At 62.0% G+C, this 13461-nt stretch carries 13 protein-coding genes and 1 riboswitch; of the genes, 10 read left to right on the plus strand and 3 right to left on the minus strand.

Translation table 11 applies throughout. The annotated features are described in order from the left end of the window. Positions 1 to 60 precede the first annotated feature (60 nt). On the plus strand, positions 61 to 2220 hold the full coding sequence (gene yccS, locus QQJ86_RS22250; protein WP_284323168.1) for a YccS family putative transporter: 2160 nt from the start codon (positions 61 to 63) through the stop codon (positions 2218 to 2220). Between the two features lie 40 nt (positions 2221 to 2260). Here yccS and QQJ86_RS22255 read toward each other — a convergent pair whose 3' ends face one another. From QQJ86_RS22255 to QQJ86_RS22265, 3 genes are read right to left on the minus strand one after another with little or no spacing between them, the layout of a single operon-like run. Further along, complete coding sequence (locus QQJ86_RS22255) at positions 2261 to 3709, minus strand: efflux transporter outer membrane subunit (protein WP_284323169.1); 1449 nt, start codon at positions 3707 to 3709, stop codon at positions 2261 to 2263. Positions 3710 to 3720: 11 nt separating this feature from the next. Then, the gene (locus QQJ86_RS22260; protein ID WP_284323170.1) at positions 3721 to 5292 is read right to left on the minus strand and encodes an MDR family MFS transporter; all 1572 of its coding nucleotides are present in this window, start codon (positions 5290 to 5292) and stop codon (positions 3721 to 3723) included. Then, on the minus strand, positions 5285 to 6412 hold the full coding sequence (locus QQJ86_RS22265) for an HlyD family secretion protein (RefSeq protein WP_284323171.1): 1128 nt from the start codon (positions 6410 to 6412) through the stop codon (positions 5285 to 5287). Before QQJ86_RS22265 ends, QQJ86_RS22260 begins: the two co-directional genes overlap by 8 nt. A gap of 98 nt (positions 6413 to 6510) precedes the next feature. Here QQJ86_RS22265 and QQJ86_RS22270 point away from each other — a divergent pair, with 98 nt between their 5' ends. From QQJ86_RS22270 to QQJ86_RS22310, 9 genes are all read left to right on the plus strand, one after another. After that, on the plus strand, positions 6511 to 7206 hold the full coding sequence (locus QQJ86_RS22270) for a CerR family C-terminal domain-containing protein (protein ID WP_284323172.1): 696 nt from the start codon (positions 6511 to 6513) through the stop codon (positions 7204 to 7206). Between the two features lie 35 nt (positions 7207 to 7241). Further along, positions 7242 to 8129 carry a patatin-like phospholipase family protein gene (locus tag QQJ86_RS22275; protein WP_284323173.1) on the plus strand — a complete coding sequence of 296 codons (888 nt, stop codon included), beginning with the start codon at positions 7242 to 7244 and terminating at the stop codon, positions 8127 to 8129. A gap of 68 nt (positions 8130 to 8197) precedes the next feature. Continuing rightward, a riboswitch (molybdenum cofactor riboswitch) is annotated at positions 8198 to 8341 on the plus strand. Then, positions 8336 to 9319 (plus strand): GTP 3',8-cyclase MoaA, encoded by a 984-nt coding sequence (gene moaA, locus QQJ86_RS22280; protein ID WP_284323174.1) that lies wholly within the window; start codon positions 8336 to 8338, stop codon positions 9317 to 9319. It overlaps the preceding riboswitch by 6 nt. 3 nt (positions 9320 to 9322) lie before the next feature. Continuing rightward, a complete protein-coding gene (gene moaCB, locus QQJ86_RS22285; RefSeq protein WP_284323175.1) occupies positions 9323 to 10324 on the plus strand; it encodes a bifunctional molybdenum cofactor biosynthesis protein MoaC/MoaB in 1002 nt (333 codons plus the stop codon). Then, a complete protein-coding gene (locus tag QQJ86_RS22290) occupies positions 10321 to 11568 on the plus strand; it encodes a molybdopterin molybdotransferase MoeA (RefSeq protein WP_284323176.1) in 1248 nt (415 codons plus the stop codon). The genes moaCB and QQJ86_RS22290 overlap by 4 nt, the downstream gene beginning before the upstream one ends. Continuing rightward, positions 11565 to 11825: a MoaD/ThiS family protein gene (locus QQJ86_RS22295; protein ID WP_284323177.1), complete on the plus strand. Its 261-nt coding sequence runs from the start codon at positions 11565 to 11567 to the stop codon at positions 11823 to 11825. Before QQJ86_RS22290 ends, QQJ86_RS22295 begins: the two co-directional genes overlap by 4 nt. A gap of 165 nt (positions 11826 to 11990) precedes the next feature. Next, complete coding sequence (locus QQJ86_RS22300; protein ID WP_284323178.1) at positions 11991 to 12506, plus strand: molybdenum cofactor biosynthesis protein MoaE; 516 nt, start codon at positions 11991 to 11993, stop codon at positions 12504 to 12506. After that, entirely contained in the window at positions 12478 to 13059 is a 582-nt protein-coding gene (gene mobA / locus QQJ86_RS22305) for a molybdenum cofactor guanylyltransferase (protein ID WP_284323179.1), read from the plus strand. The genes QQJ86_RS22300 and mobA overlap by 29 nt, the downstream gene beginning before the upstream one ends. Further along, positions 13056 to 13412, plus strand: a complete 357-nt coding sequence (locus QQJ86_RS22310) for a hypothetical protein (RefSeq protein WP_284323180.1) — start codon at positions 13056 to 13058, stop codon at positions 13410 to 13412. The genes mobA and QQJ86_RS22310 overlap by 4 nt, the downstream gene beginning before the upstream one ends. The last annotated feature ends 49 nt before the right edge of the window (positions 13413 to 13461 follow it).

Genomic DNA, 13461 nt, shown 5'->3' on the forward strand with positions numbered 1-13461 from the left:
GTCGCAAAAAAACGGTGTGTGAAAGATTGATGTTGCATAGCAGCATGTATCCTTACCCCCATGCTCTCCCACGCCACACTTCTCCACTACTGGCGCCGCCTGCGCGGCTCGGATCGTTTCGCCGAATGCCAGCGGGTGCTGCTCGCGCTCGGCGGCGTGATTCTCTATTGCCTTTGGCGCAATCATGCCGCCGCGATGATCCCGGCCATGCTTGGCGTGATCGCCTGTGCGCTGACCGAAACGGAAGACCATTGGCGCAGCCGCCTCACCACCCTGCTGATCACGCTGTTCTGCTTCGCGAGCGTGGCTTTTGCCGTGGAGCGTCTACTGCCCCTTACCCTGCCATTCACCCTGACCCTGGGCGTGATGACTTTCGTGCTGGTGATGCTCGGCTCGATCAGCGCGCGCTACGCAACCATCGCGGGCGGCACGCTGATTTTGGCCGTCTATACGATGATCGGCACCGATCAGCCGCATCCATCTGGATCGTTCTTCATCGAGCCCTTGCAATTGCTGGCCGGCGCCGCTTGGTACGGTGCCCTTTCGCTGCTGTGGAGCGTGCTTTCGCCGCAATTGGCCGTACGCCACGCACTGGCTCGCGTGTTCGATGCGCTCGGCGACTACCTGGAAACCAAGTCCGCGCTATTCACGCCGGTCCACGGCATCGATCGCGATGCGCTGCTTCTCACGTTGGCCATGCAGAACGAGCAAGTGGTGGAAGCCCTCAACGACACGCGCATCGTGTTGATCGACCGCATCGGCATGCGTCGCCCACGCGGCGCCACGGCTGCGCGACTGCAGCTCTACTTCAAAGCGCAGGATATCCACGAACGCGTCAGTTCTTCACATTATCCGTACGCTGAGCTGGCCGAAGCGTTCTATCACAGTGATGTGCTGTTCCGCTGTGAACACATCCTGCGTCTGCAAGCACGCCAGTGCCGTAAACAGGCCCATGCGTTGCGCCTGCGCACCTCGCTCGCGGCGACCACCGACATGAGCGCCGCACACAATGATCTGCGCAACGCCATCTACGCGCTGCGCAGCACGCCGTCGAGTCCCTCCGAACAACTGCTGCGATCGCTCGATGCCCTGCTGCGCAATATCGCGGCCATCCAGTCCCTGCTGGAGAACGACCACACGCCGATGACACTCGATGGCGAAGACGTCGCACTGCAAAATCCCGGCCCGCAATCGTTGTCCGAAGCCTGGGACCGCATCACCATCCAGCTCAGCTCGCGCTCCTCGCGCTTCCGCCATGCAATCCGTCTTTCCATTGCGCTGATGGCCGGGTTCGGCGTGCTGCGCGTCGTGCATCCCCAGCATGGTTATTGGATCTTGCTGACCACGCTGCTGATCTGCCAGCCAAGCTACGGCGCCACGCTTTCCCGCCTGCTGCAACGCGTATCCGGCACGGTGATCGGCGTGGTGATCGGCTGGGCCACGCTGCGATTGCTGCCGGCTGCACCGTGGCAGCTGTTGCTGATCGTGCTGTCTGGCGTGGCGTTCTTCGCGGCGCGGCTGCGGCGATACACCATCGCCACCGCGTCCATCACTCTGTTCGTGGTGCTGTGCTTCAACCAGGCCGGCAATGGCTATGAAGTAATGTGGCCGCGCCTGCTCGATACCCTGATCGGTGCTGCCATCGCCGCGTTGTCGATCTACCTGGTGCTGCCCGACTGGCAAGGGCGTCAACTCGATCAGGTGCTGTCCAACACCCTGCGCAACGACGCGCGCTACTTGCAGCAGATCATTGCGCAATATGTACACGGCAAGCGCGACGACCTCCCCTACCGCATCGCTCGCCGCGAAGCCCACAACGCCGACGCTGCCCTAAGCGGCATGCTCGCCAACATGCTGCGCGAACCCGGCCGACAGCAACGCGGCAACGAAGACCTGCTGCGCTTCCTCACCCTCGCGCACACCATGCTGGGACATATTTCCGCGCTTGGCGCGCATCGCCAGGCCATCGACAGCACCCCGGCCCGCGACACCGTCACGCTTGCCGGCAACCTGATCGTGACCAAGCTGGAACACCTGGCCGACGCCCTGCTCGCCAATATGCCTGCAACAGTGCCGGACAGCGAGGCAGAACAAAGCACGATGCCACATGCGGATGGTGTGCAGGATGAAACAGCGCGGCTAGTGTTGGGGCAGCTTGCGTTGATCTTGACCTTGCGGGATCGCCTGGCGAGTGTGATGAAGGATATGCGCAGTGAATGAGTACTGGAAATGCCGAGCTAAGGCTTGACGTTCCCAGGTTTCACCGCATCCAACCAAGCCCAAGACTCTTCTGCAACGACACGAAATCCTTCAACAGATCAGCCTGCCCCGCGACAAGATTCTGCTGTGCGGAGAACTGCGCTCGCTGCGTATCCAACAGATCGATCAACGAAGACGCACCGGCTTCGTAACGCTGATGCATCAAGTTCGCGGAGCGATCCGCCGATACTTCGATCTGTTGCAGACGCTGCACGCTGTCGCGCTGATGGCCGTAGCGGGACAGCGCATTGTTGGCATCCTGTAACGCGCCGAGCACGGTTTGCGTATAGCGGGCGATGGCTTCGTCACGACTCGCTTCAGCCTGGCGAATGCTGCCGCGCGTGCGCCCGAAATCCAACACATCCCATTGCAGGTAGGGCACCCCCAGCCAGGTGAATGCGCTTTTCCGCGCCAGATGCCCGGGATCGCCGGCGTTGGAACCGATAAAGCCCAGCATCGTCACCTTGGGAAACAGGTCGGCTGTGTGTTCGCCGATCTGCGCGTTGCTGGCGGCAAGCCTGCGCTCGGCAGCGCGGATGTCCGGTCGTTGCTGCAGCATCGTGGCCGGATCGTCGATCGGCACTGACGCCGGCAACGCAGGCAACGGTGCGGGCGTCGACAATTCGCTATCCAGCGCGCCAGGCGCCTGGCCGGTAAGCATCGCGAGCTGATCCAACGATTCGGTGATCTGCTCGTCCAGCGGAATCAGCGTCGCGCGGGTGTTTTCCACCTGCGTGGTCTGTCGCTCGACATCTGCATCGGTGCCGACGCCACGCGCGCGACGCTGTTGTATCAATGCGAGTGTCTGCTGCTGCAGGTCGGCGGACTTATTGGCCAACGCCAAACGCCGCTGCTGATCGCGCAGACCGATATAGGCCTGCGCTACCTCGGCGGCAAGCGTCACCTGCGTATCCGCGAGATCGGCATCCACCGCTTCGGCCTGGGCCGATGCCGTTTCGATGGCGCGGCGCGTGCCGCCGAACAGATCGATTTCCCAGGACGCATCGAAGCCCGCCGAATACAGTTGCAGCGGACCGCCCCCGCTCGACGTATTGGACGATTGCGATGACCGCAAGATGGACACATTCGGCTCACGCATGCGCAACGCCGCCGCATCCGCCGAAGCCGTCGGAAGTTCCTTGGCGCGCTGCTGCAGCAACTGCGCGCGTGATTCGAGCAGGCGCGCCTGTGCGGCATGCAGATCCGAGTTGTGCGCTAGCGCCGCGTCGATCAAGGCATCCAGCTTGGGATCGCCCAGCGTCGTCCACCACTGGCTGGGGGCATGCGTCGTGGTGATACCAGTCACTGGCGTACGCACGAAAGCATTCGCATGGGTCACGTGCGGCGCACCGTGGTAATCGGGGCCGACGGTGCAGCCAGACAACGCTGTGAGCGTGGTGATCAGCACCGCAAGCAAAACACGCGGCGAGCTTATGCCGGTTGTAGACATGTCAAACATCCTCAATGACTCTCGCTCACCGGTGCGTGATAGCGCGGCGTCTTCAGCAACAACGCCAGCGGTATGCAACACGCCAGCGCAACGGCAAGCACGTAAAAGGTTTCCGAAAAAGTCATCACCAGCGCTTGCTGCTGAATCTGTGCCGCAAGCTGGCCGAGCGCGCGCATCTTGGAATACGCGATATCACCCGTGCGCGCGAACCCATTGGCCGCATAGGCTGCCATACGCTCCTGGCCAAGCAGCGAGTTCGCGGTGAGTGACTCGCGTATCGCCGCCACATGAAATGTATTGCGGCGATCGATTACCGTGCCGATGATCGCCAAGCCAATCGAGCCGCCGAGGTTGCGCGCCATGTTGTACACGCCAGCCGCGTCGCCCGCTTCTTCGCGCGATACCGCCGCCATCGAGGCTTGATTCAAGGGCATGAACACCAGCATCTGGCCTGCGCCACGAATCAACTGCGACCACAGGAAATCGTGTCCTACGCTTTGCGCCGTGAGATGGATATCCAACAGGCAACTGGCCACGAAACACAGCAATCCGACGATGGCGAGGATGCGGAAATCAACCTTCGCCAGCAAACGTGGCAGCAAGGGCATCACCAGAAAAGCCGGCACACCGGCTGCCAGCATGATCCAGCCGGATTGTTCCGCGTTGTAGCCTGCGATCAAGCCGAGGAATTGCGGGATCAGATAGATCACCCCGTAAAACACGCCGCCGACCACCGACACGATGAGGATCACGCTGGCATAGCGTGGATTGCGCAACAGGCTCAGGCGCATCACCGGCTTTTTGGCAGTGAACTGCGAGATCGCGATCAACACCATGCCCGCCAGCGACAACAGGCTGAGCCACACGATCATGTTCGATTCGAACCAGCGTTCACGCTGCCCTTCTTCCAGCACCACCGTCAACGAGCTGAGGCCAGCCGACAGCCCAACGATCCCGACCCAGTCCGCCTGCTTCACCGCATCCCAATGCGGACGATCCGACGGCAGGCCGATCAGCAACAGCGCAATCAAGCCCATGCACACCGGCAGATTGATGAAGAAGCACCAGCTCCAGCTGATGTTTTCCGTCAGCCATCCGCCCAGCACTGGGCCGAGCAACGGGCCGAGCAACACGATCAAACCGAAGATGGTCATGCCCACCGGCAACTGCGACATCGGCAAGCGGCTGCGGATGATGGTTTGCCCGGTCGGAATCATCGCGCCGCCGGTCAGTCCTTGGCCGATGCGGCCTATGATCATCGCCGTCAAGGTGTGCGACATGCCGCACATCATCGAAAACAGGATGAAGAGCACCGAACCACCAAGCAGAAAGTTGCGCAGGCCGAACACTCGCGTCAGCCACGCAGCCAGTGGAATGATCACGATTTCCGACATCAGGTATCCGGTGGAAATCCAGGTGCCTTCCGTGCCGGTGGCGCCGATTTCACCCTGGATTTGCGGCAATGCCGAATTGGTGATGGAGATGTCGAGCGTCGCCATCAAGGCGCCCAGCGCGCCCGCCGCCACGGCGACCCAGTCGGCCGCACTGGCGCGTTCCGGATGAGCGGCGGCAGTCTCAGCCACGGCTATTGACCGCCGTGGAAGACGACGCCTGCTCGCCAGGCTCACGCGTATCCACTTCCACCGTCACCGACAAACCGGGCAGCAGCAACTTGCGCGTCTTCTCATCGGTATCGAGGCGGATACGCACCGGCACACGTTGCACGATCTTGGTGAAGTTGCCGGTGGCGTTCTCCGGCGGCAGCAACGCGAATTGCGAACCCGTGCCGGGCGCAAAACTGTCGACCACGCCATGCAGCTCCGTGCCGGACAGCGCATCCACATGCACGCTCGCACCCTGGCCCGCACGCATCCGGCCGATCTGGGTTTCCTTGAAATTGGCGGTGAGGTAGACGCTTTGCACCGGCACGATCGTCATCATGCGCGTGCCCGGTTGCGCATACTGCCCCACGCGCACTGTGCGATCGCCCACCCGGCCCGCCAGTGAACTGCGCACCAACGTATCCTGCAGATCGAGCCGCGCCTGCCGCGCGGACGCCTGCGCCGCTTCCAACTGCGCACGCGCCTGCGCAATCTGCGCATCGAGATCGGCCATTCGCGCCTGCGCCTGATCGAGTGCCGCGGCATCCGCCGCCAGGGTTGCGCGGGCCTGATCGCGATTGCTGGTCAGCACCGACAACTGATCGCCGCTTTCGGCGCCCGTCGTTGCCAGCGGCGCGTAGCGATGCACTTCGTCCTCGGCATGACGGCTACTGATCTGCGCCACCTGCAACTGCGCTTTGGCCTGCTCGATCGCCGCGCGTTGCTGCAGAATGCCGGCCTGCGCGCGCTGGATATCTGCCTGGCGCGCATCGATGGTCGCCTGCGCCTGATCCAGCGTGGCCTGGTATTGACGGCCATCGAGCCGCACCAGCGGATCGCCCGGCTTCACGGCCACGTTGTCACCCACGTATACGTCAGTGACATAGCCGCTGACCTTGGGCGCGACCGTCACGCTGTCCGCCTGCAGATAGGCATCGTCGGTGCTTTGCACGAAGCGACCCACCAGCCACCAGTAACCCAGCGCGAGCACGGCCGCGACGAGCAGCAGCGCGCCAACCGGTAACAAGATGCGCCCGGCGTTCGAGCGGCGCGAGGACGGTGCGGCGGCATCCTTCGATACGGCGCCTGATGGTACGGACATGCCCTAATCCCCAAAATTATTCCGAGTGGAATATTTATTCCGATTGGAATAATTTTGTCAAATGGTATCTTTGGGGAGAAACCCGCAGAGATTTACGAATGAGCCAAGTCAAACGACTTCGCCGCCCGCCAGCCGGCGGCTACGCACGCGGTGACGAAACGCGTGAACGGATCATCGCCGCGGCGGTGACGCTGTTTGGCGAGCGCGGTTTCGCCGGCGCCTCCACCCGTGACATCGCCACCGCCGCGGGCGTAAATGCCCCCGCGCTGCAGTACTACTTCGAAAACAAGGAAGGGCTTTATCAAGCCTGCGCCGAACACATCGCCAACGACTTGAAGGCCCGTTTCGAGCCGGCCATGCGGCAAGCTCGTGATGCACTGAAAAACGAAGCCAGCACGGATGCCTTGATCGAGGCTTTCCTCGGCATCAAGGCAGTGATGCTGGAATCCGTGCTCATGCAACCCTTCGCCTCAAGCCGCCGCCTGTTCGTCGCGCGCGAACTCGCCGACGAGGAACCGCAACTGGCATCCAAACTGCTGCATCGACGCTTGAAACAACCGCTGAACAAAATCAGCGCCGATTTGCTTGCGCGCATCACCGGCGTCGGCCCCAATGATTCGATAACCCGCATCCGGCTACTTACACTGAAAGGCCAGGTGATGCCGTTCTACCACCCGCCTGGCGCATGCCTGGACGTGCTGGGATGGAAGGAAATCGATGCAGCCAAAGGCGAGTTGATCAAGACGACCGTACTCGAGCAGACGCGCGCGTTGTTGCAGGCGTGGCGGGTCTAGAGAACGCCCAAGGACATTTACGCAGGAAGACGTCCATGCTCGGCAAAATCGCTGACATTCATTCGCTCGACCTCAACACCATCGACACCTTGGTCTTTGCCGGTGGCGGCAACCGCTGCTGGTGGCAGATGGGCGCACTGAGCTTTTTGACGGAACGCGGCATGCGCCTGCCCGCGCAGTTGGTAGGAACCAGCGCTGGCGCTGCCGTGGCTACCTCGTTTCTGGTGCAAGGCACCGAGAAAGCGCGGCAAGCCTGCCTGAAACTCTATGCCGGCAACCCAAGGATTTTCGACTGGTCCGCGCTGACGGCATTCAAGCTGAAATTCGCACACCAGCACATCTATCCCGCGTGGGTCGATGCATTCTTGAACGCAGCCACATTCACCACGCTGCGCGACGCATCGTCACGTCTTACCGTGGGCCTTACGCGGCCGGCGCGATGGCTGGGCATGGGTGGCTCCGTCGCCGCGGGCACGCTGGCCTACCTGGTGGACAAATACCTGTGGAACAGCATTCATCCGCGACTTCCCGCATGGCTGGGGCTGCGGCAGGATTTCATGGTTTTAAATGATTGTCCCGATATCGATACGGCGCAGTCGCTGCTCATTGCCGCGGCATCGGCGCCACCGATCATGTCGGCGCGCCCTGCCGGGGGTGCGCACGCCATTGACGGCGGTTATACCGATAACGCGCCGATTCCTGCCCAATCCGATGCGGAACGATCGAAGACTCTGGTGATGCTTACCCGTCACTATCCGAAGCTGCCGCCGCTGTTCACCTGGCAGGGGCGGGCGTATTGGCAGCCGAGCCAACGCATTCCCGTGTCCACCTGGGATTGCACGCCAAAGACAACGGTGGACCAAGCTTACGATCTGGGCACGCAGGATGGTGCATACGCGTTGCGAAGCGGCCTGCTTCGATAAACGCTAAGCCGCCCGTGACAAAACCGTAATAGACATATCTCCCCACCCAGGGGATAGTTACACTAACTGAACACTCACAACTCCGAGGCGCCCAGCCTGCGGTTCCCTCATCGGAATACGGCCTGGCGCCCGTGATCTCTCAAGGATCACCAGGGTGGACGTGGAAACGCGTTCGCCTCCCCGGCTTGGAAAGGAGCACAAACACCATGTCCCCGCTGGCTGACCGATACGGCCGTCGGTTTCCGTATTTGCGGTTATCGGTCATTCCCGCGTGCAACTTCCGTTGCACGTATTGCCTGCCGCACGGCTACCACGCCGATGCGAAGGCGGCTGCGCCACTGTCGCTGCCAGAAATTACGCGCCTGCTGCGCGGGTTCACGGAACTTGGCATGCACAAGCTGCGCATCACGGGTGGCGAGCCCAGTGTGCGGCACGATCTCACCGAGATCCTGCGCACCGCTGCAGCGGTGCCCGGCATTACCAAGCTGGCGATGACCACCAACGGCACCTTGCTCAGCAAACGCCTGCACGAGTGGATGGATGCCGGCCTCAATGCGATCAACGTCAGCGTGGATAGCCTGGACCGAGCGGCGTTCGCGCGCATCACGGGCCATGATCGGTTGGAAGATATCCTGCACGGCGTAGACATGGCACTGGAAGCCGATCTGGCTTCGGTAAAGCTCAACGCCGTCCTGATGCGTGACGTCAACGACCGCGAGTTGCCCACATGGCTGGATTACTTGCGCGACCGGCACATCGGCGTGCGCTTTATCGAACTGATGCAAACCGGCGATAACCTCGCATTCTTCCGCGACCATCATGTGCGTGCGGAAACACTGGAAGCCGAATTGCTGGATGCCGGCTGGCAATTGCTGCCGCGTGCTGCCGATGCAGGCCCCGCACGCGAATACCGCCACGCGGAATACGCCGGCCGAATCGGCATCATCGCGCCCTATTCCAAGGATTTCTGCGCCGGATGCAACCGCCTGCGCGTGACCGCCACCGGCGATCTGCGCCTGTGCCTCTTCGGCGAATTCGGCATCCCGTTGCGTCCGCTTCTGCAGTCGGACGATCAGCTGGAAGAGCTGGTGCGCGCTGTCGGCGGCCAGATCGGCCGCAAGGAACAGGGGCATTTCCTGCACGAAGGCCGCACCGGCATCACACCCCATCTCGCATCCACCGGAGGCTGATTCATGCACGAGCGCGGGGAAAGCGCCCATTTTCATATGGCCGACGTGCGTCGCAAGCGCATTACGGGTCGCCGTGCAGTGGCGGTCGGTGAATTGAGCGCAGGTGCCGATGCATTCACGCAGATCGTCGAACGCCGCTTGCCGAAAGGCGACGCGATGGTGATGGCCGAAATCGCCGGCCTGCAAGGCGCGAAGAACGCCTCGCAGCTGATGCCGCTATGCCATCCACTTCCGCTGGAATACATCGACGTGCGCTGCGAACCCGTTGCTGAGCGCCACGCCATTCGCGTCTATTGCGAAGTGGCGACGTTTGCGCGCACCGGCGTGGAGATGGAAGCGCTCGCCGGTGCCAGTGCGGCGTTGCTCACGCTGTATGACCTCACCAAACCGGTGGAACCGGCGCTTTCCTTTGGCGGTGTGCGGCTGCTGTTCAAGGAAGGCGGCAAGAAAGGGCTGTGGCTGCATCCGGAGGGCATGAGCGACGCCGAGCGCGAACGTTACAAGCCACGCCATGTAGCAAAGCTGGATAACGTCAGTGCCGCGGTCATCACGCTCAGCGACCGCGCCAGCCGCGGCGAATATGCCGATGCATCGGGGCCGGTATTGGTGGAACGCTTGCGCGAACTTGGCGCAAACGTGAGCGACGTCGAGCTGCATCCGGACGAACCTGGACCACTGGCCGAGCGCCTGCGCGAACTTTCCGAACAAGGTGTGCAGCTGATTCTCTGCACCGGCGGAACCGGCCTCGGTCCACGCGATCGCACGCCGGAAGCACTGGCGATCGTGGCAGACCGCCATGTCGACGGTATCGGCGAACTATTCCGCAGCGAAAGCAGCCAGCACACGCCCATGGCCTGGCTGAGTCGCGCGCATGCCGTGCTGATCGGCCATACGTTGGTGATTGCCTTGCCCGGCAGCGCCAAGGCAGTGGCGCAAGGCATGGACATTCTCGCGCCGATTCTCGCGCATGCTCTGAGCATGGCTGCTGGCGGAGGGCATGCATGAGTCAGGAAACGCTCGCCTATGAAGACGCACTGCGGATCGTGCTTGGCGCGAGTACCAGGCTGCCGGCCGAAGATTGCCCGACGCGTGCATGCTTAGGGCGCGTGTTAGCCACGCCCGTCATCAGCGACGCCGACCTGCCTCCGTTTGACAATTCCGCGATGGATGGCTTTGCCTTGTGCGGCAACTCCACCGTCCCTGCCGGCATCGAGCTGGACATCGAAGGCGAACAGGCCGCAGGCGATGGCATTGCGCATGCTCGCAATGGTGCGTGGGAAATCATGACCGGTGCGCGCCTGCCGGATGGGCTCGACCGTGTCATCCCGGTGGAACAAACCGAGCGGCTATCGAGTAAGCGCGTCCGATTGCTTGCGGATGTAGAAACCGGACAAAACGTGCGCAACGCAGGTTCGGACGTGGCGGAGGGTGAAAACGTGCTGGCCGCCGGTACGGTGCTGCAGCCGCAACACTTGATGCTGCTTGCCGCACTCGGTGTAGGAAACGTGTCGGTCGCTGAGCGTCCACGCGTAGCGGTGTTGTGCACCGGTCGCGAACTGATCGACGACCCCGCGCAAATGCTCGCGCCCGGACAAATCCGCAATTCCAACGGGCCATTCCTCGCCGCTCGTTTGCCGCTTGCCGGCGCCGACGTCGTGCACGTGGAAACGGTAGGCGACGATGCCGCCGCGTTCGAGGCAGCCTTGCGCCGCGCGTTGAGCGCCGGCGCAAAAGTCATCGTGACCAGCGGTGCGGTTTCCATGGGCCGCTACGATTTCGTACCGCAGGCGCTGGAACGCCTTGGCGCGCAAACGCTGTTCCATAAGGTGGCCATACGCCCCGGCAAACCACTGCTGTTTGCGAAGTTGCCGGGAGATGTGTTGCTGTTCGGTTTGCCGGGAAATCCGATCGCCGTCGCCGTTGGCCTGCGTTTCTTCGTGGAGCCGGCGCTGCGCGTCATGCTGGGTTTGTCGCAGGAAACGCCGCGCCGCGTACCGCTCAGCAAGCCGTACAGCAAGAAGCCGCGCCTGCGTTTTCATCTCAAAAGCTGCCTGCACATCGACATCCAGGGCCGTCTGGCGCTGGAGGTGCTGGAAGGCCAGGAGTCCTATCGCATCCGTCCGCTGTCCGACGCCAACGCCTGGGCGGTGGTGCCCGCAGATGTCGATGCATTGCCTGCCGGCGCGCTGGTCGACGTCCATGGCGTGGGCCACCTTGAGTTTCCCTTGCCTTGCGAGGGCATCGCATGAAGGTTCACATCAGCTTGTTCGGCGCTTTGCGCGATGCCGATCCGCGCGGCTTCATCGAGCTGGAAGCACCTGAGCCATGCACGATCGGCGAACTGCGCGAATTGTTACGCGATCATTTGCGCGAGCATGCGCCGAACATCAGCGCGGGTTTGATACAACGCTCCGCATTCGCCAGTGAGAATGAGATTCTGCATAACCATCGCGCGTTGCCGGAGAATGGGCAGCTGGCGGTGTTGCCGCCGGTGAGTGGGGGGTGAGTGCGATGCATGATCAACCCTGCCCGATGGCTGACTGTTCCTTGCCGTCATTCCCGCGAAAGCCAGAATCCATTTGCTCTGAGGTAAAGGCAAAGATGGATTCCCGCTTTCGCGGGAATGACGGCAAGGCAAAATATCCTGCTTTCAATGACATCATCTACACGTATGACTGACCTCCACACCGCCGTCATCGACATCTGCGACGGAGTACTGACACCCGCCGACGCCCTCGCCTTCGTATCCGATCCACGCTTCGGTGGCATCGACATGTTCATCGGCAAGGTGCGCGAGCACAACCTCGGCCGTGTCGTCACCGGCATCAGTTACGACTTGTTCGAACCGCTGGCGCTACGCACGTTCGAGGAGATCGGTGAACGCGCGCGCAGAAAATTCGGCGCCCCGATGAAGCTGTATATCGCGCATGCCAAAGGCGAGCTGCGTATCGGCGATATCGCTGTGATCGTCGCCGCCGGCACGCCACATCGCGACGAAGCGTTCAAGGCTTGTCGACTAGCCATCGAAGCAGTCAAACACGAAGCACCGATCTGGAAACAGGAGCACTACATCGACGGCGACAGCGAATGGAGCGAAGGTTGCTCCCTGTGCGAGGAACAGCGTGAAGCCGAAGATGCGGCAAAACGCGGAGCAGCGCATGGGCACGACCACCATCACGGCCGCTAAGTCATTGCCGTGCATCGGCGTGGTGCTGGCCGGCGGGCTTTCCTCCCGCATGGGACGCGATAAAGCATTGTTGCCATGGAACGGGCATCCGTTGATCGAACATCAGATCGCCGTACTGCAGGCCACCGGAGTGCGCGAGGTGAAAGTGAGCGGTGATCGTCCCAACTATCACGGTGTCATCGATCCGGTGCCGCAGGCTGGCCCAGTGGGCGGCATCGCCGGCATCGCGGCGACGTGCGAAGACAGCGAGCTGTTGATCGTTCCGGTCGACATGCCGCAGCTGCAGCCTTCGTTATTGCAGCGCTTGCTCACCGCAGCGAGCACCAGCGGCTGCGTGCGCTTCACCGATCACGTGCTGCCCATGCGTCTACGGCTGGATTCGCATTGCCGCGACGCGCTAGATGCTCTGCTTGCCGCAAACGATAAACGCTACCGCTCCTTGCGCGCACTGCAGGAACGCGTGGGCATACATGAAATCTCCCTGTCTGCTGCCGAAGTCACACAACTGATTGACTGCAATACGGAAGAAACCTGGCGGGAGTTGAACACATGAGAGTGCAACTGGAAGGCCAGAGCCTGCGATTGCGCATCGATGAAGGTGAGCTGGCGCGACTGCTGGATGGTGATTCGGTAGTCAATCGCACCGATCTGCCCGACGGCCATGTCGAGATGCAGCAAATCAGCCTGACACCTCGCATCGATTGGCGGCGCGAGCAAACCGTGTGGCATATCTGTTTGCCAGAGGCCGACGTGCGCGCACTGAGTCAACGCTTGCCTTCGCGCGATGGCTTGCAATTCTCACTCTCGACGCCGCACGGCGATACGTTGGTGATCGTGTTCGATGTGGATGTGCGCGATAGTGCTCGCAAGCGGTTGCATAAATCCTCGGAAGGAGATGCTTCGTGATGAAGTCAGCAATGGTTGCCTTTCTGCGCCGTCGTTCCCGCTTTCGCGG

It is taken from the genome of Dyella acidisoli, assembly GCF_030160295.1.
GTDB classification, from domain to species: Bacteria; Pseudomonadota; Gammaproteobacteria; order Xanthomonadales; family Rhodanobacteraceae; genus Dyella_B; species Dyella_B acidisoli.

Bases quoted from the DNA above. Each gene is read 5' to 3' on its own strand.
- QQJ86_RS22275 (WP_284323173.1), top strand. From the start codon at position 7,242: ATGCTCGGCAAAATCGCTGACATTCATTCGCTCGACCTCAACACCATC.
- QQJ86_RS22265 (WP_284323171.1), bottom strand. From the start codon at position 6,412: ATGTCCGTACCATCAGGCGCCGTATCGAAGGATGCCGCCGCACCGTCC.
- QQJ86_RS22300 (WP_284323178.1), top strand. From the start codon at position 11,991: ATGACTGACCTCCACACCGCCGTCATCGACATCTGCGACGGAGTACTG.
- QQJ86_RS22295 (WP_284323177.1), top strand. From the start codon at position 11,565: ATGAAGGTTCACATCAGCTTGTTCGGCGCTTTGCGCGATGCCGATCCG.
- QQJ86_RS22310 (WP_284323180.1), top strand. From the start codon at position 13,056: ATGAGAGTGCAACTGGAAGGCCAGAGCCTGCGATTGCGCATCGATGAA.
- QQJ86_RS22270 (WP_284323172.1), top strand. From the start codon at position 6,511: ATGAGCCAAGTCAAACGACTTCGCCGCCCGCCAGCCGGCGGCTACGCA.
- QQJ86_RS22290 (WP_284323176.1), top strand. From the start codon at position 10,321: ATGAGTCAGGAAACGCTCGCCTATGAAGACGCACTGCGGATCGTGCTT.
- QQJ86_RS22255 (WP_284323169.1), bottom strand. From the start codon at position 3,709: ATGTCTACAACCGGCATAAGCTCGCCGCGTGTTTTGCTTGCGGTGCTG.
- mobA (WP_284323179.1), top strand. From the start codon at position 12,478: ATGGGCACGACCACCATCACGGCCGCTAAGTCATTGCCGTGCATCGGC.
- moaA (WP_284323174.1), top strand. From the start codon at position 8,336: ATGTCCCCGCTGGCTGACCGATACGGCCGTCGGTTTCCGTATTTGCGG.
- yccS (WP_284323168.1), top strand. From the start codon at position 61: ATGCTCTCCCACGCCACACTTCTCCACTACTGGCGCCGCCTGCGCGGC.
- moaCB (WP_284323175.1), top strand. From the start codon at position 9,323: ATGCACGAGCGCGGGGAAAGCGCCCATTTTCATATGGCCGACGTGCGT.